Source organism: Bacillus sp. JZ105, assembly GCF_053903125.1.
The window spans coordinates 1,108,676-1,128,073 of record NZ_CP096387.1 but is presented as its reverse complement, the minus strand read 5'-3'; the positions used below and the strand labels follow the sequence as shown (position 1 = coordinate 1,128,073).

Here is a 19,398-nt window from a genome sequence, read left to right as displayed (position 1 = left end):
TAATTTGTGCACCTCACTCTTTTATCGGCCCCATCGCATAGCGATCGCGCCCCAAGTTAATCCGCCACCAAAACCAACCATTACAATCACATCGCCGTCATGAATTTTTCCGGCTTCGATTTCTTCACATAGTGAAATTGGAATGGATGCTGCTGATGTGTTTCCATATTTATGGACAGTCTTCGACATTTTTTCAACTGGCAGCTCTAAACGTTCGCGTGCTGCTTCCATAATGCGAATATTTGCTTGATGCGGAATCAAGAAATCAACGTCTTCTTTTGATAGTCCAGCTTTTTCAATGACATTTACACTTGACTCGCCCATTTGTCTTACAGCAAATTTAAATACTTCTCGTCCATTCATGATTGTATGATCTTTTTCATCTAAGTACAAGTGCTTTCCACCGCTTCCATCTGCTCCAAGTTCGAATGATAGAATTCCTTTGCCTTCGCTGACTTCTCCCAGCACAGCAGCTCCAGCTCCATCTCCAAACAAAACAGCTGTATTGCGGTCATCCCAGTCGGTAATGCGAGAGAGCTTTTCAACACCGACAACAAGCACGTGTTTGTAAGTTCCTGATTCGATAAATTGTTTTCCAGTAACAAGCCCATACATAAAGCCAGCACACGCAGCGCTAATATCCATTGCACATGCTTTATGTGCACCGAGCTGCTCTTGAATCATACAAGCAACTGTCGGAAATGCTTGATCTGGCGTGACTGTCGCCACAAGAATCATATCGATATCTTCTGCAGCCACATCTGCATCAGCTAATGCTTTTTTTGCAGCAGCAAGCGCCATATGAGATGTATTGACATCATCAGATGCAATTCTTCTTTCTTCTATACCTGTTCTAGTACGAATCCACTCGTCAGAAGTTTCAACCATTTTTTCTAAATCATGATTTGTTAATACTTTTTCAGGTATATAGCGGCCAAGGCCAATAATTCCAGCATTCATTGAATAAGACTCCTTTTACTCATACGAGCATGTAATATTGTGATCTTATATTAGTATCTGGTACTAATTTTACCTTATTTTTTTCTTCTTGGCAATACAATCGTCTAACCTTTCCTCTCACTTTTTTCATAGATTAATGATATATACCAATAGTAGAAAGGAACATGTAATATGGCGCAAAAAGATATTTTCTCAGCAATGATGTTTGGACAGCCGCTTGAAAAGGAGAAAAGCAAGACAGAGGCAAAGGAGGAACGTGCGGAGACATCTTCAAGTGATGACTCAATTGACTACATGCATGTCATGAATCAAATTGGGAACATTATGAACTCCATCGATGAGCTGAAGCCTGTATTTAAAGAAGTTGGTCCTATGATTAGTGCCTTCAAGAAAAAATTATCATAAGAAAAAGCCACTATTCTGTGGCTTTTTCTGATTCTGCATCTGCTTTTCCCATCTCGTATGCTTCCTGCATGACAGATGTGAATAATGTTAGAAGCGGCTGAAGAGCTTCAGGATCAAGCTGAATTCCTGCTTTATCTAACTCTTCCTTTGCCTGCGGAAAATACTTCATGGCAATTTGTAAAAATTCCATCGATTTTTCGTGCTGCATGTCTTCGTCTCCTCACTCTTCATTTGGCAGTTTACCTGTTTTTTTGTATGACAGAATATCACTTTCAATTTCTTTCACAAAAGCGTCGTCAATGGTGGAACTAAATGTCCCCATCTCGACCACTCCTTCTTTAAAATCAAAGGAGTACTCATTTTGTTCATTTAGCTTGCCTTCATTAAACTTATTTGCAATGATGCTGTACGCTTTATCAACATGCTGTACAGTGCTCGTTAAAACTGTATGGCTGCCGAGGTTGGATTGATCGGTGACATATCCGATCGCTGATAAATTATCGGCTTTGATTTGTTCAATGACAGGGATATTATAACCATCACCTGCTGGATACACAACATCAACGCCCTGCTTTTTTAATTTTTGATAGAGTTCCACCGCTTTGTCCGCATCATCCCAGTTTTCGACAAACTCTGCTAATACTTGTACATGTTCATCTTGATATTTTGCCCCTTTGATAAAGCCGTCTACTTCACTTTGCCAATCATATGTAGCAAGAATCCCAATCTTTTTTGTTTTTGACATGTGTGCAGCTGTCATGCCTCCGAAAAAGCCCATCGCTTCACCTTTAAACGTCACGTTTGTGACATTGCCCGCCTGAGGCTTGTTTCCATTGACCGTAATAAATTGTATATTTGGATAATCTTCACTGATCAAGTTAAAAATTTCGCTATATTCATTGCCATGGCCAATAATCAAATTGACTCCTTTTTTATGGAATTCTTCAATGGCATCAACGATTTTCTCCTTGTCGACCATTCCTTCCTTATAATAAACATCTACACCAAATGTTGATTGGATACTTAATAAGCCTTTATAACCTTTCGTTCCCCAAACTTGATCATTAATCGTATCGGGGACGAGTAAACCCACCTTCTCAATTTTTCCTTTTAAAGGCGCCTGCGAGCAGGCAGATAATAGAAGAAGGAACGAAAAGATCATGACAAGCCGATGGTACTTCATGCCATGTTCAACTCCCTTTTGCAACATGCAGTGATGAACCTGTATGTTAAATATAGGTTTATTTTATACTGAAAAAAGATAAGATGGAAGATCATTCTTGCTTTTTGTCGAAAAATGTTGAGTTTTGTCTTTTCCATTCTGCAATCATGTCTTCTGCTTGTTTGTCATCTGTTTGGCTTTCTACCTTCAATTCATACGTCATGTCCTGTCTTTGACCTGTGTCCGATGCCCATTGTAACAAGTCCTTTGCCACATCTTCTATAAAAAATGAATCAGAACGCTTTGTTTGATCTTCATTGAGTGTCCATGGTCCGAACATGCGAGGAAGAATAACTGCCGGCACATTCTGTTTAGCTGATTCGTTTTCAGGCTTTTCATAAAGAATCTGGTACATGCCATGCTCTGCTTTGATGTCTTTCTGCCTGTTATGCGGTTCCTCTGATTGAATAAAAATGAGGTCATACGTGTCTTTGCTATCCTGAAGGTCAATGACACGAACGAGATCATTTCTGCCCAGCCACATCATCCGCTCTTCTAACAGTGCCTTTTGTTCTTCTTTAAGATCATGAGGACGCGTGATATCCACTTGAATGCCCTCTTTTATCATATATTCACAAAGTGTCAGGCCAAAAAACTCATCTGCCCCTATGATCAGTCCTGTTTCCATGTTCACGTCCCCTTTTTTAATATCGAATAAAAAGAAGAGCCCTTTCTATGAAGGGCTGTTATCATCCTATTCATCACAATTCTCTTTCATGCGATTTATAAAACTTGTGAATGGATTGAAAGATTCTTCTCGGATGATCAAACATATGCAGCGTGAGATCGACCTGACAATGTTCTGGATTTTTCATATGCTGATCAATAAAAGGCTTTGCGTGAAGTTCATATGCATAAGGTGCGCCGTTTAGCCTTTGCCATATATGAATCGGTACATGAGCAGAATGAACAGGACAAGAAGGCAGTGGATACGTTTCAGCTTCCTTTTCAGAACAGCCATAGCTCTCTGCTAACTCTTTGAGCAGCTGCTTATAAAAGAATTTGTGTTCCTTTTCTCTTTCTCGTTGTGCATCCAGATTCAGACATGGATTCACCATCGCAATGGACCTTAGTACTTCAGGCATTTCCTCAGCAAGTCTCATGGCAACAAGTGCACCCATTCCCTCTGCGAGCACATGAATTTCCCGGTTTAATATTTCTTGCTTTAGTGTGTGATGCACAAGCTGCTTGGCACTAAAAACAGCATCTTCACATCCCCAGTGATTCCCATGAAGATGACTATTAAACAATGTATATCCTTCATCCTTTAAGGCAGTTAAAAGCTGGTTTCTTCCATAATGCTGAAGCCAGAATGATGTATTTTCCTGCACAAAGTGATTGCGGTCACCGAGGATTAGAATGCCAAAGCCATTTGGTTTTTGAGGAAGGTGAATAATGTTCCACTGGGAACCAAGCTGGAAAAAACGTTCGCTTACACCCATATGGCCAGCCTCCTTTCAGTGATTCTGCTTTCTATGATATGAACAACAACTCTTGCAGGAATAAGGAAATCCCCTAAAGACAGAAGAATTCTTTTTATTTTTATAGCAGAAGGTCTCAAAATGGTCACATAAAGGCGGAAAACAGTCTTTTCCCTTCACTTGCATCTATGGTATGATAATCAATAGATTGTTACATAAAGGACGGTGGGATTATGCATTATATTATCACCCTCATTTGGACTTTTCTGCTGACACATATGGCTGGTTACATCGTTGCCTCTATGAATGGAGCTGCTTATGATTTTACGCTCACTTCCATTCTTGCAGTTGTGTTTACGGTTATTTTATTCATCTTTGCTAAAGTAAGTCCAATGAAAGAAACGGAAAGTTCAACAAAACATTCTTAATCTGACTTGTGAAAAAGAGCTAAATTGATGTTTAGCTCTTTTTTCTTTTTTTCAGAATGATTGCGGCACGCGAAAACCCCCTGCCTTAAACATACAGGGGGTTTTTATTGTTTATACCTCGACGGTTTCGGACTTCTGTTTGTCCTCTGTCAAATGGCTTTTCGCAAGCCCTGTAAACAGGAAGATCGCGATACCTGATAAAATTTCAAGGATTCCTCCGCCAGCAATGACAGGTCCCGCTCCAAATCTTTCTGCCAGGACGCCTGATACGACAGCTGCAAGCGGGAGAAAGACATTTGATGAGGCATTGATCACAGCGTATACTTGCGGCTGATCCTCTTGGTCAACAGATGTTTGAATAATGACCATTTCCGGCACATTGATCGCACTGACAGCAGCTCCGAAAATAAAGGAAGCAAGCAGAACGACCGGCAGCCATGTACTCATCCCTGTAATAAAGAACGCAGCCCCTTCAATCATGCCAGCGACAATAAAGAACAAACCAAATCTCTTCATTTTCACCTTTGCCAGAGCAAAGCCCATCATAAACGCGCCAACTGCCGCAACGCCTCTTAAAATAGAATACACCATGGAGTCGCTTTGCAGCGCTTCTGCTACGTATACCGCTGATAGTGCCTGCCACGGAGCTGCAGCGACATTCATTAAGATACAATACAGCGTGAGCGCAAATAAAATGTGATGGTTTTTGACAACGAGAAATCCTCTTTTTAAGTTATACAAATATGTATTCTTCGCTTGTTTAATGCCTGCTGCTTTTTCTTCATCGGTTTTCTTCAGCTTAACCCCGATAATAAACAGGCCAGAAATGACAAATAAAGCAGTGGTGATCAGCAGGGTATCAGCAGGGCCAATTAATTTAACCAAAAGACCAGCCACCATGACTGCTGCAAGTGCAACAATCTCAAAAGAAGATTGCAGGATTGCATTTGCTTTTTGAATGAGATCCTTTGGAACAATCTGCGGTAAGATCGCCACCGAAGCTGGATTATAAGCTGCACCTGTTGCCGATTGAATAACCATTAATGAGATCAATAACCATAGAGGTAATAGATGCGAAAAGTGCAGAAGTGGGATAATGAGTACAATTGTTGCTCGAACAACATCTGAAGCGAACATCCATTTAGACAAATGATGCTTTTTCATAAGAGGTCCTAATATTGGGGCTAACAATGATGAAGGGAGAACAGTTACTGCTAGAAGAAGTCCTGTACCGAGCGCTCCATCCCCTCTTAAAATCAATAGCCAAAGGACGGATGTAAAAGCAAAACTTTCCCCTGTGTTTTTAATGAGTCTTGAAATGAATAATGAGGTGAAGCGTTTATTCCAAACACTTTCACTGAGATTCATCTTTTCCATCACACAAATCCTTTCAACAATATATTACATATTTTACCTTAAGTTCTCTTTTTTTCATACTATTTATTTGAAAATTTGAACTTAATTGTTTTTTATTATAAAGAAAAAAGAGGCATGACACATGCCTCTAAAGTCTTATTCCTGCTGACTCTTAGTCAATTACTTACGGCTTTCTTTGGTAGGTCCAAACACGATTATGGTTCGAGTTATCAGGAAAGACGTCGCCTGCTTTAAGCTTAATCTTTAAAGGATCTTTCACCATACTTCCAGTTTCGCCGATCTCGATATACACACCATTATTCGGTGCTTTATTCCCTGATTTAAACTGATGCTGCTGACCCATTTTCATCCTCCTTTCTCGATTGATGTTATTATGTCCCGTCCCTTGCCTCTCCAATCCTTTATGCAAAAAGTCCCTGCTCATACGAGTCAGGGACACTTGGATTTATTTGGATGGTTGATACATAAGTTCTTTCATTAACGCTTTTTGCACATGCAGGCGGTTTTCTGCCTGTTGAAATACTTTTGAGTGCGGCCCGTCAATAATATCTGCCGTCACTTCTTCCCCGCGATGTGCCGGGAGACAATGAAGGAAAATATAGTCCTTGGCTGCATGACTCATCAGTTCGTCATTAACTTGATATTCTTTAAATTCAGCAAGACGTTTCTCTGTTTCTGCTTCCTGTCCCATGCTTGTAAACACATCTGAATAAATAACATCTGCATCTTGTACAGCTGCAACAGGATCTGTCGTCACGGTCACTTCTGCGCCTGATTGTTTCGCAAACTCACGGGCAGTGTCTGTTACTTCTTGAAGTGGTTCATAGCCTTTTGGTGATGCAACCGCAATGTCACAGCCTAGCTGCGCACAGCCGACCATCAAGGAGTGCGCCACGTTATTTCCGTCACCGATATAGGCCACTTTGATTCCTTTTAAAGTACCTTTTGTTTCTTTAATGGTTAATAAATCAGCAAGCGCCTGGCATGGATGTGAGTAGTCAGTTAATCCATTAATGACTGGAATTGACGCGTATTGTGCAAGCTCCTCCACCTTCTCATGTTCAAAGGTTCGAATCATAATACCGTCGACATAACCAGACAGCACCTGCGCTGTATCACTGATGGTTTCTCCTCTGCCAATTTGCAAATCATTTGAGCTGAGGAAGAGCGCATGTCCTCCCAGCTGCGTCATCCCCGCTTCAAACGAGACACGGGTTCTAGTTGAAGATTTTTCAAAGATCATTGCTAACGTTTTTCCTTTGAATAAATCTTGATATGGATTTTGTTTCATTTCTTCCGCTTTTTCAATTAAATAAGCAATCTCATGCATTGAGAAATCTTTTAATGATAAAAAGTCTTTTCCGTATAATGCCGGTTGAACGTTGACTTGGCTCATGCCGTCACTTCCTTTTTATATAATTCATGGAGCGATACTGGTGACACATCTCCATTTTTTCCTTGCAGGAATGCTTGAACTGTTTCATATTCGGTTAGGACTTGAACGCCGTGTGTGAGTGCTTTTACACGCTGCTCTTTTGCCTCTTCATCTTCTCCTAAATGAATATGCAGGGATTTATCTTCATTTTGCAGCCAAGATTCAAAGCTGCCAGTCCAGACGTCAAAGCCTGCATGCTTCGCTTCATCTATCAATTGCTCGCTGCCTTGTATAAAGAGGCTTCCTTTTTGCTTCCAGATCGGCGCAAACACTTTTTTCAAGGCACTTTCGGCGTTCTTGCCTACACACATTCCTTCTCCTGTCGCTTTCATTTCAGGTGTCAGCTTGAGGTCGATATCTTGAATGGCATGTGATGAGAACACTGGGAATTTGACCGCCGTCCCCCCTTTGTTTTTCGTTGCAGGGTTTAGTTCTTCAAGCGACGCACCAGCTAATAATTGAGTGGCCATTGGGATCATATCAATGCCCATTACCTTACTGACGACTGGCACAGTCCGGCTTGCCCGCGGATTCACTTCTAATACAAGCGCCTGATCCCCTTTGATGACAAATTGGATATTCATAATGCCCTTGAACACTAATTTCTTCGCTATTTGTTCAGACGCGGTATGCACCTGCTGTTTGATGTCTTCACTGATTGAGATACTTGGTAAAATGGCAAAGCTGTCACCTGAGTGCACGCCCGCTTTCTCAATATGTTCTACGATGGTTGGAATGAACGCCTTTTTTCCGTCAGAAATAAGATCGACTTCAATTTCTTTTCCAGTGACGTACTCATCAATTAAGATTGGGTATGGCAAATGATCTGGCTGATCAAGCAGTGACGCCAAATGTGCTTCTGACTGAACAACGATCATTCCCATTCCGCCAATGACATACGATGGGCGAATTAATACAGGGTAACCGATGCTTTTCGCATGTACGAGTGCTTCTTCTTTTGAATGAGCCGTATCTCCTTTTGCGTGAGGAAGATTCAGTTCATCAAGAAGCTGATAGAATAAATCACGATCTTCAAGTGCATCCAGCGTACTAAAGGACGTACCTAACAACATGACACCGGCTTTTTCCAAGCCTTCTGCGACGTTAATCGCAGTCTGTCCGCCAAATTGGACAATGACAAAATCAATTTGTTCTGCTTCCACAACGTTTAGGATGTGCTCTAATGTAATCGGCTCAAAATATAAACGATCTGCAATCTCATAATCAGTACTGACTGTTTCTGGATTATTGTTCATCATGATGGTTTCAAATCCAAGCTTTTGCAAGGTCAGAACGCTATGAACGGCACTATAATCAAATTCGACCCCCTGCCCGATTCGAATCGGACCAGAGCCAATGATGAGTGCACGCTGCTTTGTTTTTTCTTGATGCTCACCATCACTTTTTCCAAAGTAGGTGGAATAGAAGTAATTCGTTTTTGCATCAAATTCCGCCGCACATGTGTCGACAATTTTAAATGAAGCAGCAATCCCGTACTCTTGACGAAGCTGCCTGATGGACTCTTCCGTTTGACCCGTAAGAAGAGCAATCGTTTCATCAAGAAAGCCTTTTTCTTTTACCTTTTTCAAGGTATCTTTTGATAGCGTCCCCTTATGATCTTTCAATTCTTGTTCGAGCGTGATCATATGCTGGAACACATGTAAGAAAAATCGATCGATTTTCGTCGTTTGATGAATCGTTTCAACTGTTTCTTGTCTTGAAAGAAGCTCCATAACAGCGAAAAACCGGCGATCGTCTGGTGTTTTGATGAGTTCAAATAATTGTTCTGTAGATTGCTCTTTCAGTTCTGGCAGGTGGAAGCCCTTCGTTTTAATTTCAAGTGATGCAACTGCTTTTTGGATGGCTGACTCTAAATTTCGATCAATCGCCATGACTTCACCAGTGGCCTTCATTTTTGTCCCTAATTGACGGTCTGCCTGTTTAAATTTATCAAACGGCCAGCGCGGGAATTTCACGACAACATAATCGAGTGCCGGCTCAAAACTAGCATAGGTTGTGCCTGTCAGCGGGTTTTTCAATTCGTCTAGCGTATAACCCACCGCAAGCTTAGCTGCCATTTTCGCAATCGGATAGCCTGTTGCTTTTGATGCAAGAGCGGAAGAACGGCTGACCCGAGGATTCACTTCAATGACAAAGTATTCTTTACTGAGTGGATCAAGGGCAAATTGGATGTTGCAGCCGCCGACTACATCCAGCGCTGAAATGATTTTCAGGCTTGCAGAACGGAGCATTTGGTAATCCTGATCTGTTAATGTTTGGGAAGGTGCAACGACAATCGAGTCTCCTGTATGCACACCAACTGGATCGATATTTTCCATGTTGCATACCGTGATACACGTATTTTGACGGTCTCTCATGACCTCATATTCGACTTCTTTAAAGCCAGCTATGCTTTTTTCAACTAAACACTGGTGAATCGGACTCGCTAAAAGAGCTCCTTCAATGAGCGGCTTAAACGCCTCTTCTGTTAGAGCGATTCCGCCGCCTTTACCGCCAAGTGTGTATGCTGGTCTTAGGATAACTGGGAAGCCGACTTCTTTTGCAAATTGAAGAGCATCTTCCGCATTATCCACAATTTCACTATCTGGCACAGGTTCGTTCAAATGCTTCATGAGAGCACGGAATTTCTCTCGATCTTCACCGTTTTCAATGGTTTCAACTGACGTTCCGAGCAGGGTCACCCCATGCTTTTTCAGCACACCGGCTTTTTCCAGCTCGACAGCAAGGTTTAAAGCCGTCTGTCCGCCAAGGTTGGCTAAAAGACCATCTGGTTTTTCCTTTTCAATGATTCTTGTCACTGAATCAACTGAAAGCGGTTCAAAATAGATTTCATCAGCAAATGACTCGTCTGTCATAATGGTTGCTGGGTTATTATTCACTAAGATGACTTTGTAGCCTTCTTCTTTTAAGGCCATACATCCTTGTGTTCCTGAGTAATCAAATTCTGCTGCCTGACCAATGATGATTGGACCAGACCCGATGACTAGAATGGTTTGTATGCTTTGATCTTTAGGCATGTGCGACTTCTCTCCTTGCTTGTTTCACTTTCTCAATAAAATCATCGAATACCCATTCACTTTCAGCAGGCCCTGGGTGTGCTTCTGGATGAAATTGAACTGACATAATCAGCTTTTCTTTATGAATGAATCCTTCTACAGATCCATCATTGACATGAAGGAATTTCACGTCCACTTCTTTGTCATTCATGCTTTTTTCATTCACCACATAGCTGTGGTTCTGACTTGTCATAAAGACACGTTTTGACTCTGTATCCTGGACAGGATGATTCGCTCCCCTGTGGCCAAATGGCAGCTTATACGTATCTCCGCCAAGTGCAAGAGCGATTAATTGGTGACCTAGGCAGATCCCAAGTGTCGGAAATGACATCATGATGTCATGAATTGTTTTTAAATACGGTGTCATGGTTTTCGGGTCTCCAGGTCCGTTTGACAAGAGGATCGCATCCGGCTTGATCTCAAATACCTTTTCCATTTGTTTATATGGAATGACGGTTACTTTACAGCCGCGCGCTGCAAGCGAATCTGCAATTGATTTTTTAAAGCCAAAATCAATGAGTGCCACATGCTCCTCACCGCTGCCTTGTGTGTAAATCTCACTATCTGTCACCTGTGCGACGACATTGTCTTGTTTCATTGCAGGCGGCGTTTCGTTTTCGTCTGCACTGAGCACAGCGTTCATCGTGCCATTTGCCCGGATGTTTTGCACGACTGCGCGCGTATCTGTATGTGTCAGAAGCGGAATATTCCACTTTTGTAAATAATCTTTTAAGCTGACCGCTGCAAGATGATGTGAAAAATGTTCTGCTGCCTCGTACACAACTACCGCTTTTACTTGAGGCTTCTTGCTCTCAAAGTCTTCATGGTTAATGCCGTAATTTCCGATCAGCGGATATGTGAAAACAATGATCTGACCTTTATACGAAGGATCTGTGAGCACCTCTTGATAACCTGTCATACCTGTAAAAAAGACCACTTCACCTGTGATGCCAGCTTCTCCTGTCAGATCTCCTTCAAAAGAGGCTCCATCTTCTAAATTTAAATAACCTTTCATGCTTATGTCACCCCAAAATTGAATAATTAATGATATAAATGCATTTTTATACGTTTGTTTGTAAAAAAATTTACACCGAAACCGTTTTATTAGCTAATACTTGAACAATTGCTTCGATCGCTTGATCCAGCTCTGCTTTCTTCACATTCAGCGGAGGTAATAAACGAATGACATTTGGACCAGCTGGAAGCACCAGCAGCCCTTGCTCTCTAAGAGCTGTGATATAGCCGGCGACTGGCTGATCACATTCAATACCTGCCATCAATCCTTTTCCCCGCACTTCTTTTACGATATTCAGCTGTTTGACATTTTGCAGCTTTTCTAACAGATAATCACCCTTTTCTTTCACTTCTGAAAGAAACTCTTCTTTGAAAATGATATCGAGTGTCGCATTCACAGCGGCCATAGCGAGCATATTCCCACCAAATGTTGTGCCATGTGAACCTGGGGAGAATGCATCTCCTAAAGCTTTTTTTCCTATGACTGCACCAACTGGAAAGCCGTTCCCTAACCCTTTTGCTGCTGAGATAATATCAGGGTCAAGACACGTCTCTTCGTACGCAAATGCTGTTCCTGTACGACCGATGCCCGTTTGAATTTCATCTACAATCAACAGTGCTTCATGTTTTTTACAAAATGCTTGAACGGCTTTTAGAAATTCTGGTGTCGCTGGATTCACTCCACCTTCACCTTGCACAACCTCCAGCATCACCGCTGCCACATCATCGACTGCACACGCTGACATAGCGTCAGGATCATTAAACGGTACGTAGTGAAAGCCTTCTAGCATAGGGCCAAAGCCAGTTTTGATTTTATCTTGACCTGTGGCAGCCATACCAGCATACGTGCGCCCATGGAAAGAGTGCAAAAATGTGACGATATTTGTTTTCCCTGTCGCTTTACGTGCTAATTTAATGGCACCTTCATTTGCCTCTGCCCCGCTATTGCAGAAAAACACGAGATCCCCTGAACTGTTTGCTGCCAGCTTTTCTGCTGCTTGTTCTTGCAGTCCATTTTCAAATAGATTCGATACATGCCAGACGTGGTCAAGCTGTTCCTTAATGGCTTGATTGACCTTTGGGTGATTGTGGCCTAAATTTGTAACGGCAATGCCTTGTATAAAGTCTAAATATTTTTTTCCATTTGTATCGATTGCCCAAGAACCTGCTGCCTCTTTAATTTCAACATTCCACCGTCCATAGTTTTGAAAAAGATGACTCACAGGACCGCCTCCTTTTGTTTCACGATTCTTGTTCCTTTAAAGGTTTCTCCTGTAAAGATACTGCCTTTGCCATTTACGATCATCACTTCATCTACATCACCTGATAAGGCACTCAAAGCGGATTGTACTTTTGGAATCATTCCCCCGGAAATAATGCCTTCATCAATGAGTGAAAGGGCTTCTTGTTCTGTGACGACATCTAATAGTTCACCATTTTTTAAAATGCCTTCAACATCTGTGACAAACATGAGCTTATCAGCTTTCATGGCTCCGGCGACAGCTGATGCTGCTAAATCAGCATTCACATTTAAGGTTTGGCATTCTTCCGTCATAGACAGCGGCGCTATCACAGGAATGAATTGTTTCTCCATGAGTGCTTCTGCCATTTCTGGATGAACTTCTTTGATTTCACCAACGTACCCGTAAACGTCTTGGTCAAGGAAATCGGCGACAAGCATCTGCCCATCTTTACCGGATACGCCGACAGATGATATATCATGCTTTGCGAGCTCTGACACAAAGTATTTATTGACTGTTCCCGAGAGAACCATTTCGGCTACCTCTAGCACAGGCTTCGTTGTTTTACGCTGACCGTCAACAAATTCTGTTTTCACTTCTAATTTTTGCAGCATGTCGGTGATTTCAGGTCCTCCGCCATGCACGATAGCCAGCTTAAATCCAGCAGCTTGAAGTGAGCGGACATTTTCATAAAATGTATCTGAAAGTTCTCGAATGACACTGCCTCCACACTTGAACACGATCGTTTTATTCATGTCTATCTCCTTCTTTATGTGCGATAGCTCGCGTTAATTTTCACATAATCATAGGTAAGATCACAGCCCCATGCTGCAGCTTCACCATTCCCCTCACTCATTTGAATGAAAATCGTAATCTCATCCTGCTCTAGATATGCTTTTGCTTCCTCTTCTGAGAATGGCTGCGGTTCATTGTGTTTGAACAAACATTGTCCGCCTAAATAGACTTCTACCTCTTCCGGTGTGACGGAAGCTGCGCTATGACCAATGGCTCCAACGATTCGGCCCCAGTTGGCATCTGTACCATATACAGCGGTTTTAACAAGACTTGAACCAACGATTTTTTTTGCAATGATGCCGGCTTCCAAGTTATTTTTAGCACCAGCGACTTTTGCTTCAATTAATTTGGTTGCGCCTTCTCCATCTCTCGCAATCTCTTTGGCTAAATCCTCGCAAGCTAGTTTTAATCCTTCTTTAAACAATGGCCACTCTGGATGCTCTTCATTGAGTGCATCGTTTTGTGCCATTCCATTTGCCATCACAAGCACCATATCGTTTGTCGAAGTTTCTCCATCGACGGTAATTTGATTAAAAGTCACATCCGTAATGTCACGAAGCGCTTGCTGTAAGGCTTCCTGTTCGACATTTGCATCTGTTGTGACAAAGCCAAGCATTGTCGCCATGTTCGGGTGAATCATGCCAGAGCCTTTTGCTGCACCTGAAATGATGATCTCTTTTCCGTCTATCGTAAGGGTGTATGCTGTATTTTTAATGACAGTATCTGTCGTTAAAATCGCTTCTTCAAAATGGCCTTTTTCGGCTTTTGCTTCTTTTAACTCGGCGATGCCCTTTTTGATTTTATCCATCTCCAGACATTCCCCAATGACACCTGTAGAAGAAACCGCAATGTAATCAGGTGCTACACCTAACATATCTGCACAGGCTGCCTGCATGTCGTATGCATCTTTTAATCCCTGCTCACCAGTACATGCATTGGCGATGGCACTATTGACAATGACACCTTTTAATTGTCCTGTCTTTTTTAAGCTTTGTTGTGTGACTTTGAGAGGCGCAGCTTGAAAGTGACTTTGTGTGTAGACCGCTGCACTTACTGCTGGTACTTCGCTGACGATGAGGCCAAGGTCTTTTTTTGAATAGCGCAAGCCAATGTGAATCCCCTTTGCTTCAAAGCCTTTTGGTGATGATACGTCACCGTCTATTTTGACAATGCTTTTTTCATTCAATTCGATCATGTTTGTTGTCTCCCCTGTTCTCTTATGGATAAAGAGGTGTCATTGTGAGGCCCGCCTCTTCATGTAAGCCTTTGATGATGTTGAAGTTTTGAACCGCTTGACCGGCCGCACCTTTCATGAGATTGTCTATGACCGACACGATTGTCAGTCTCCCTGTTCGCTCATCTAAATGAAAGCCAATATCACAGAAGTTACTGCCGTATACTTCTTTCGTTTGTGGATAAACGCCGTGATCTCTCACTCTGACAAAATAGGAATCTTCATAAAAGTCTTTCATTCGCTTCATCAATTCTTCTTTTGTGACATCTGTTTTTAATTGTGTATACATCGTCGCCATAATCCCTCTTGTCATCGGGACAAGGTGCGTAGAAAATGTGACGTTCGCCGTCTGCGGATTCCATTCTCTTAATATTTGCTCTATTTCTGGCGTATGCTGATGCTCATTCACCTTATAAATTTTAAAGTTATCGTTTAGTTCTGAAAAATGCGTGCCAAGTGAGGCAGATCGTCCGGCACCGGACACCCCTGTTTTTGCATCTATTATAATCATGGATTCATCGATGACATTTTGTTTGATGAGCGGTGCTAAACCGAGAAGAACTGCGGTAGGAAAGCAGCCCGGGTTGGCAATCACTTCAGCCTGTTGAATTTTGTCACGATTCAGTTCAGATAAGCCGTACACCGCTTGTTGGACAGATGTGGCATCCGCTGCCCTTCGTTTATACCAAGCTTCATAGGTCGCTCCATCTTGAATGCGCAAATCACCTGATAAATCAATGATCGGCACTCCTTGATTCATAAGCTTTGGCGTCAGTTCACTTGATACGCCTGCTGGTGTCGCTAAAAACACAGCATCTGTCTCTTGCACAATGGCAGCTGGGTCAATGGCTTTTAATGTTTGGTCAGTAATCGTTGTTAGATGCGGATAAGATTGACTGTATGATTGCCCATCACCACTTGATGAATACAATATACATTCCTCCACATGCGGGTGATGCTTGAAGATACGAACCAATTCCGCACCACCGTACCCTGTAGCACCTATAATACCTATTTTCAACGTCAATACACCCTCTTGATCTTTGTGAAATTATTTAACATTATAACATGTATAAAAATTAATTCAATTGTATATTTAATATTTGTTTTCATTTTTTTTCAACAAAAAAACCGCATATCTTCATGAGACATGCGGATTTATCTTTCGTTTTTGATATAGAGAACCATGAGTGCACTGCATAAATATAATATGGAGCTTGCATAAAAAATGAAGTAAACGGTAAAGAAATCAGCAAACAGGCCGCCAAGGATAATGGCAATGGATGAAAATAGGGCTGTCCAAAAATGATAGTGACCGACTTCTTTCATTCGTTTGTTCTCTGTTGGGGACCGCTTAAACCAAACACACCTTAGGCAAGACCAAACTGTGAATAGCTTGATCCAACATTTTTAATAAAAATAATGTAAAAGGAAATATCAAACTGCTGGCGAAAAACCTCCATTATATCAAGCTACTCTCTTTCTCCACCTTAACTTTTCATAAAAAAACCTGGCATGAGTTCAACTCATACCAGGCATTTTTCATTTTTTGCTTATTGAATACCGAGCGCAATTTTTGCGTATCTTGACATTTTGTCTCGTGTCCAAGGCGGATTCCATACGATGTGAACTTCTGTTTCTTTTACTTCTGGAAGATCACTTAATGCTTTTTTGACTTCATCCACGATAATTGGTGCAAGAGGACAACCCATTGATGTTAAGGTCATGGTGATATCCGCTTTTCCATTCTCATCAAGATCGACATCATAGACAAGTCCAAGGTTGACGATGTCGACATTCAGCTCAGGGTCAATCACCTGTTCTAGGGCGCCTAAAATATTTTCTTTCAATGCTTCATCCATGATATCCACTCCTTTTTCCATTAGTATAACGTACTTTTTCTTATGACTAAACGTTTGTGCTTTTCAGATGTGTCACAAACCAGTCAATCGTTTCAAACATCGCTTGTCTTGAGACTTTATGGCCTGCTTGTCCATCAGTAATAAAGCGAATCAGCTGCGGGTCCTGCTTATATTGTGTGGCTGCTAACTCATCATATAGGGATTTTGCGTGCCGGTAAGGGACGACAGGATCGTTTTCTGCATGCCAGAATAACAGCGGTCTTTTGTTTAATCGATCCGTTTGCAGCGTTAAATCATATGGGCGCAGGGCGTCTAATTGCAGATGAACCTCTTCGTCTGTAATGTCTTTCATCAACCCTTTGTGACGCATGTCCATGATTTGTGCTTTTAGAAATGTCGTATAGTTTGGACTTCCCATCAAGCTGACAGCGGCTTTGATCCAATCATGCTTGGCAAGTGCACCAAAGGTGGTGATGCCGCCCATGGATGTACCCGCAACGCCTATCAAATCGGCTTCAATCAATTGTTTTTCTTGAAAGTATGTTTTAAGTATATCGATTTCACGAATTTCGTTCAGGACAATTTCCCAGAACTTTGATGCCAGTTCCTCTAAACTGAGGTTTTCTGATCTTACACCATGATAAGCACAGTCAGGCAAGATGACCCTCATGCCTTTTTCTGCCAAATGGAAGGCGAAGTGTAAATTATGCTCGCGTGCACTTGTAAATCCGTGAATAAAAAATACAAGCGGCAGCGGTTTGTCTTTATTTTCAGCTTTTACGATATGTAAAAATGGAATATCGCGCGTAATTTGCTCATCAATGGTGATCACAGCCTATGAATCCTCCTTTATCATTCCCGTCTTTGTTTATTTTAACATGTAGACAACAAAGATGTGATAAAGATACACTATAGAAAGAGGCGCCAACATGAATTGCCTCCTATCACTTACAGATCAAAGGAGATTTTATGGAGACTAAACCTTATCTAATCGCACTTGACCTGGATGGCACATTATTAAAAGATGATAAAACCATTTCTGCGCACACACTTGACGTCATTCAAAAAGTGAGAGACAGCGGTCATCACGTCTGTATATCAACAGGCCGGCCATTTCGATCCAGCTCTCCTTATTATCAGCAATTACAGCTTGATTCACCCATTGTGAATTTTAACGGAGCGTTTGTCCATCATCCTCTTGATGAAACATGGGGCAGATTTCATACGTCACTTGATCTTCAAGTCGTCAAACAGCTTGTAGACATTAGTGAAGAGTATAAAGTGCACAATGTGTTAGCTGAAGTGTTAGACGATTTGTATTTCCATTATCATGATGAAAAACTCATTGATATCTTTAATATGAATGCAAACAAAGTTACTGTTGGAGACCTTAGAGACAACCTTGGAGAAAATGTGACGAGCGTGTTAATCCATGCAAAAGAAGAGGATGTCGGAGCCATTCGAAGCTATTTATCAGATGTTCATGCAGAAGTAATTGATCACAGGCGCTGGGCTGCTCCGTGGCACGTAATTGAAATCATTAAAACAGGCATGAACAAAGCCGTTGGACTGCAAAAGATCAGTGATTATTACGGTGTTCCTAAGGAGCGGATTGTGGCATTCGGAGATGAAGACAATGATTTAGAAATGCTTGAATTTGCTGGTTGCGGTGTAGCAATGGGCAACGGAATTGATGCCGTGAAACGTGTCTCAAATGAAGTCACTGATACAAATGAACAAGACGGGATTGCAAAGTTTCTAACGAATTACTTCTCGCTTTAATTTTTCCATTCATACATAGCAGATGGATGCGGGCATACTACCGTTAGACAGGTTGTCCTGTCAGCTTGTGTAAAGGGGCGGATTCCGAATGGGTAAAAGGAGCAAATCGAAACGCTTTATACAACAAGGTAAAGATTCAGTCAGTCTTCATGACGCACGTTTTCCTTATCGTTCGACACTTGAAGAAGCGTCAGACAGAGGGAATATGAAGACTGATGCTTCTGGAGGTTCATTGTGAGAAACGAACTTTTTGATCAAGCCAAATCGTTTACTGAAGAAGCTCTTACTTCTTCATTTTCATCTGGGTTAGAGCGTCAGCAGGCGGTCAAACGAGCGAAAAATGCCGTATCGTCTGCATTTGCCAATTCGACAGATGCAGAAAGAAACCAGCTGCATACCTTCCAAGACTTGCTTGATGATCTCTAACATAAAAAAGCTGTCCACAATAGATGGACAGCTCAGATTGTTGACAAAGGGCTAAAATGATCTTTATTTTACCCTTTGTCTTCTTTTCAGCGTGATAGAAAACCTTTGCAGTCTAGGAAGGACGGCTACTTTTGCGGAGCGAATTTAACATTCGTGAGCACCAGCGCGCAGGACTGACAAAGAATGCGAGGGTTTGTCTACACGCTGAGCTGTCCACAATAGATGGACAGATTTTTCTGATTCCTGCACTTATTTCACTTGGAATGTTTTCTTCTCCGTGATTTGTTTCAGCCCTTCTGCTTTTCCTTTAAACGTTACGACTGCTTCGTATGTTCCGGGCTTTACACCGTTTGACCATGTATCTTGAAAATCATAGGCCTCGCCTTTTTTCAGCACAAAGGTTTGGATGGCCTGTGTGAACATACGGTCTTTCGAATAGCGGTATTGTTCATTCCCGTTTTCGTCATACACACTAAGCTCGAATTTTTGGCTTGTGTTAAAGGTAAATTCTATATCTCGATCTGATTCATTTTTCAGTGACATGTTAAATTGAACTGAAGAACCTTTCTGGACGGGGTCTACTGTGAGCTCAACCGTTTTTTCTCCCATTTGACCGGATACCTCCTTGTCTGGTTCATCCTTTTTTTGTTGTCCACAAGCAGCTAAAACCAATAGAATAAGAAGAAGCACCAACCCTTTTTTCATCTGCTACCCACCTT

General features: G+C 41.8%; 22 protein-coding genes and 1 pseudogene. 5 read left to right on the top strand and 18 right to left on the bottom strand.

What is annotated here, in order from left to right:
• Positions 1-21: 21 nt before the first annotated feature.
• Positions 22-960, bottom strand: a complete 939-nt coding sequence (locus M1D81_RS05605) for a beta-ketoacyl-ACP synthase III (protein ID WP_024425052.1) — start codon at positions 958-960, stop codon at positions 22-24.
• Between the two features lie 171 nt (positions 961-1,131).
• Here M1D81_RS05605 and M1D81_RS05600 point away from each other — a divergent pair, with 171 nt between their 5' ends.
• The gene (locus M1D81_RS05600; protein WP_456265375.1) at positions 1,132-1,365 is read left to right on the top strand and encodes a hypothetical protein; all 234 of its coding nucleotides are present in this window, start codon (positions 1,132-1,134) and stop codon (positions 1,363-1,365) included.
• A gap of 10 nt (positions 1,366-1,375) precedes the next feature.
• On the opposite strand, the gene M1D81_RS05595 is transcribed toward M1D81_RS05600, so the two are convergent.
• The 4 genes from M1D81_RS05595 to M1D81_RS05580 all read right to left on the bottom strand — a co-directional run bounded on the left by M1D81_RS05595 (position 1,376) and on the right by M1D81_RS05580 (position 4,029).
• Entirely contained in the window at positions 1,376-1,573 is a 198-nt protein-coding gene (locus M1D81_RS05595) for a ComZ family protein (RefSeq protein ID WP_456265376.1), read from the bottom strand.
• A 12-nt stretch (positions 1,574-1,585) separates the two neighbouring features.
• Complete coding sequence (locus M1D81_RS05590) at positions 1,586-2,548, bottom strand: BMP family ABC transporter substrate-binding protein (protein WP_456265377.1); 963 nt, start codon at positions 2,546-2,548, stop codon at positions 1,586-1,588.
• A 91-nt stretch (positions 2,549-2,639) separates the two neighbouring features.
• Positions 2,640-3,215, bottom strand: a complete 576-nt coding sequence (locus M1D81_RS05585) for a nad binding enzyme (protein ID WP_456265378.1) — start codon at positions 3,213-3,215, stop codon at positions 2,640-2,642.
• A gap of 73 nt (positions 3,216-3,288) precedes the next feature.
• The gene (locus tag M1D81_RS05580; RefSeq protein ID WP_456265379.1) at positions 3,289-4,029 is read right to left on the bottom strand and encodes a hypothetical protein; all 741 of its coding nucleotides are present in this window, start codon (positions 4,027-4,029) and stop codon (positions 3,289-3,291) included.
• A 212-nt stretch (positions 4,030-4,241) separates the two neighbouring features.
• Between M1D81_RS05580 and M1D81_RS05575 the strand changes: the two genes are divergently transcribed.
• A complete protein-coding gene (locus tag M1D81_RS05575; protein WP_456265380.1) occupies positions 4,242-4,436 on the top strand; it encodes a YjzD family protein in 195 nt (64 codons plus the stop codon).
• A gap of 111 nt (positions 4,437-4,547) precedes the next feature.
• On the opposite strand, the gene M1D81_RS05570 is transcribed toward M1D81_RS05575, so the two are convergent.
• The 12 genes and pseudogenes from M1D81_RS05570 to M1D81_RS05515 all read right to left on the bottom strand — a co-directional run bounded on the left by M1D81_RS05570 (position 4,548) and on the right by M1D81_RS05515 (position 17,303).
• Positions 4,548-5,813, bottom strand: coding sequence for an MFS transporter (locus M1D81_RS05570; protein WP_456265381.1), 1,266 nt, complete (start codon positions 5,811-5,813; stop codon positions 4,548-4,550).
• A gap of 163 nt (positions 5,814-5,976) precedes the next feature.
• Positions 5,977-6,156, bottom strand: coding sequence for a YjzC family protein (locus tag M1D81_RS05565; RefSeq protein WP_008348517.1), 180 nt, complete (start codon positions 6,154-6,156; stop codon positions 5,977-5,979).
• A 102-nt stretch (positions 6,157-6,258) separates the two neighbouring features.
• Positions 6,259-7,209 carry an ornithine carbamoyltransferase gene (gene argF, locus M1D81_RS05560; protein WP_456265382.1) on the bottom strand — a complete coding sequence of 317 codons (951 nt, stop codon included), beginning with the start codon at positions 7,207-7,209 and terminating at the stop codon, positions 6,259-6,261.
• Positions 7,206-10,286, bottom strand: coding sequence for a carbamoyl phosphate synthase large subunit (locus tag M1D81_RS05555; RefSeq protein WP_456265383.1), 3,081 nt, complete (start codon positions 10,284-10,286; stop codon positions 7,206-7,208). Before M1D81_RS05555 ends, argF begins: the two co-directional genes overlap by 4 nt.
• Positions 10,279-11,340, bottom strand: a complete 1,062-nt coding sequence (locus M1D81_RS05550) for a carbamoyl phosphate synthase small subunit (protein ID WP_456265384.1) — start codon at positions 11,338-11,340, stop codon at positions 10,279-10,281. The genes M1D81_RS05555 and M1D81_RS05550 overlap by 8 nt, the downstream gene beginning before the upstream one ends.
• 70 nt (positions 11,341-11,410) lie before the next feature.
• Positions 11,411-12,562 carry an acetylornithine transaminase gene (locus M1D81_RS05545; protein ID WP_456265385.1) on the bottom strand — a complete coding sequence of 384 codons (1,152 nt, stop codon included), beginning with the start codon at positions 12,560-12,562 and terminating at the stop codon, positions 11,411-11,413.
• The gene (gene argB / locus M1D81_RS05540) at positions 12,559-13,335 is read right to left on the bottom strand and encodes an acetylglutamate kinase (protein ID WP_025093396.1); all 777 of its coding nucleotides are present in this window, start codon (positions 13,333-13,335) and stop codon (positions 12,559-12,561) included. The genes M1D81_RS05545 and argB overlap by 4 nt, the downstream gene beginning before the upstream one ends.
• Before the next feature lie 14 nt (positions 13,336-13,349).
• A complete protein-coding gene (gene argJ, locus M1D81_RS05535) occupies positions 13,350-14,570 on the bottom strand; it encodes a bifunctional ornithine acetyltransferase/N-acetylglutamate synthase (protein ID WP_456265386.1) in 1,221 nt (406 codons plus the stop codon).
• A 22-nt stretch (positions 14,571-14,592) separates the two neighbouring features.
• On the bottom strand, positions 14,593-15,630 hold the full coding sequence (gene argC / locus M1D81_RS05530; RefSeq protein WP_456265387.1) for an N-acetyl-gamma-glutamyl-phosphate reductase: 1,038 nt from the start codon (positions 15,628-15,630) through the stop codon (positions 14,593-14,595).
• A 137-nt stretch (positions 15,631-15,767) separates the two neighbouring features.
• Positions 15,768-16,050 (bottom strand): annotated as a pseudogene (locus M1D81_RS05525) (hypothetical protein).
• Between the two features lie 112 nt (positions 16,051-16,162).
• Complete coding sequence (locus tag M1D81_RS05520) at positions 16,163-16,471, bottom strand: metal-sulfur cluster assembly factor (RefSeq protein WP_024425066.1); 309 nt, start codon at positions 16,469-16,471, stop codon at positions 16,163-16,165.
• A gap of 46 nt (positions 16,472-16,517) precedes the next feature.
• Complete coding sequence (locus M1D81_RS05515) at positions 16,518-17,303, bottom strand: alpha/beta fold hydrolase (protein WP_413550059.1); 786 nt, start codon at positions 17,301-17,303, stop codon at positions 16,518-16,520.
• Between the two features lie 137 nt (positions 17,304-17,440).
• Between M1D81_RS05515 and M1D81_RS05510 the strand changes: the two genes are divergently transcribed.
• The 3 genes from M1D81_RS05510 to M1D81_RS05500 all read left to right on the top strand — a co-directional run bounded on the left by M1D81_RS05510 (position 17,441) and on the right by M1D81_RS05500 (position 18,679).
• Entirely contained in the window at positions 17,441-18,253 is an 813-nt protein-coding gene (locus tag M1D81_RS05510) for a Cof-type HAD-IIB family hydrolase (protein ID WP_456265388.1), read from the top strand.
• 88 nt (positions 18,254-18,341) lie between these two features.
• Positions 18,342-18,491 carry a hypothetical protein gene (locus M1D81_RS05505; RefSeq protein ID WP_024425069.1) on the top strand — a complete coding sequence of 50 codons (150 nt, stop codon included), beginning with the start codon at positions 18,342-18,344 and terminating at the stop codon, positions 18,489-18,491.
• Positions 18,488-18,679: a DUF3813 domain-containing protein gene (locus M1D81_RS05500; RefSeq protein ID WP_024425070.1), complete on the top strand. Its 192-nt coding sequence runs from the start codon at positions 18,488-18,490 to the stop codon at positions 18,677-18,679. The genes M1D81_RS05505 and M1D81_RS05500 overlap by 4 nt, the downstream gene beginning before the upstream one ends.
• A 249-nt stretch (positions 18,680-18,928) precedes the next feature.
• On the opposite strand, the gene M1D81_RS05495 is transcribed toward M1D81_RS05500, so the two are convergent.
• A complete protein-coding gene (locus M1D81_RS05495) occupies positions 18,929-19,384 on the bottom strand; it encodes a BsuPI-related putative proteinase inhibitor (protein ID WP_456265389.1) in 456 nt (151 codons plus the stop codon).
• Between the last annotated feature and the right edge of the window lie 14 nt (positions 19,385-19,398).

Excerpts from the sequence above, each read along its gene's own strand:
- M1D81_RS05605 (WP_024425052.1), bottom strand. The coding sequence starts at position 960 with ATGAATGCTGGAATTATTGGCCTTGGCCGCTATATACCTGAAAAAGTA.
- M1D81_RS05600 (WP_456265375.1), top strand. The coding sequence starts at position 1,132 with ATGGCGCAAAAAGATATTTTCTCAGCAATGATGTTTGGACAGCCGCTT.
- M1D81_RS05595 (WP_456265376.1), bottom strand. The coding sequence starts at position 1,573 with ATGCAGCACGAAAAATCGATGGAATTTTTACAAATTGCCATGAAGTAT.
- M1D81_RS05590 (WP_456265377.1), bottom strand. The coding sequence starts at position 2,548 with ATGAAGTACCATCGGCTTGTCATGATCTTTTCGTTCCTTCTTCTATTA.
- M1D81_RS05585 (WP_456265378.1), bottom strand. The coding sequence starts at position 3,215 with ATGGAAACAGGACTGATCATAGGGGCAGATGAGTTTTTTGGCCTGACA.
- M1D81_RS05580 (WP_456265379.1), bottom strand. The coding sequence starts at position 4,029 with ATGGGTGTAAGCGAACGTTTTTTCCAGCTTGGTTCCCAGTGGAACATT.
- M1D81_RS05575 (WP_456265380.1), top strand. The coding sequence starts at position 4,242 with ATGCATTATATTATCACCCTCATTTGGACTTTTCTGCTGACACATATG.
- M1D81_RS05570 (WP_456265381.1), bottom strand. The coding sequence starts at position 5,813 with ATGGAAAAGATGAATCTCAGTGAAAGTGTTTGGAATAAACGCTTCACC.
- M1D81_RS05565 (WP_008348517.1), bottom strand. The coding sequence starts at position 6,156 with ATGGGTCAGCAGCATCAGTTTAAATCAGGGAATAAAGCACCGAATAAT.
- argF (WP_456265382.1), bottom strand. The coding sequence starts at position 7,209 with ATGAGCCAAGTCAACGTTCAACCGGCATTATACGGAAAAGACTTTTTA.
- M1D81_RS05555 (WP_456265383.1), bottom strand. The coding sequence starts at position 10,286 with ATGCCTAAAGATCAAAGCATACAAACCATTCTAGTCATCGGGTCTGGT.
- M1D81_RS05550 (WP_456265384.1), bottom strand. The coding sequence starts at position 11,340 with ATGAAAGGTTATTTAAATTTAGAAGATGGAGCCTCTTTTGAAGGAGAT.
- argB (WP_025093396.1), bottom strand. The coding sequence starts at position 13,335 with ATGAATAAAACGATCGTGTTCAAGTGTGGAGGCAGTGTCATTCGAGAA.
- argJ (WP_456265386.1), bottom strand. The coding sequence starts at position 14,570 with ATGATCGAATTGAATGAAAAAAGCATTGTCAAAATAGACGGTGACGTA.
- M1D81_RS05520 (WP_024425066.1), bottom strand. The coding sequence starts at position 16,471 with ATGGATGAAGCATTGAAAGAAAATATTTTAGGCGCCCTAGAACAGGTG.
- M1D81_RS05510 (WP_456265388.1), top strand. The coding sequence starts at position 17,441 with ATGGAGACTAAACCTTATCTAATCGCACTTGACCTGGATGGCACATTA.
- M1D81_RS05505 (WP_024425069.1), top strand. The coding sequence starts at position 18,342 with ATGGGTAAAAGGAGCAAATCGAAACGCTTTATACAACAAGGTAAAGAT.
- M1D81_RS05495 (WP_456265389.1), bottom strand. The coding sequence starts at position 19,384 with ATGAAAAAAGGGTTGGTGCTTCTTCTTATTCTATTGGTTTTAGCTGCT.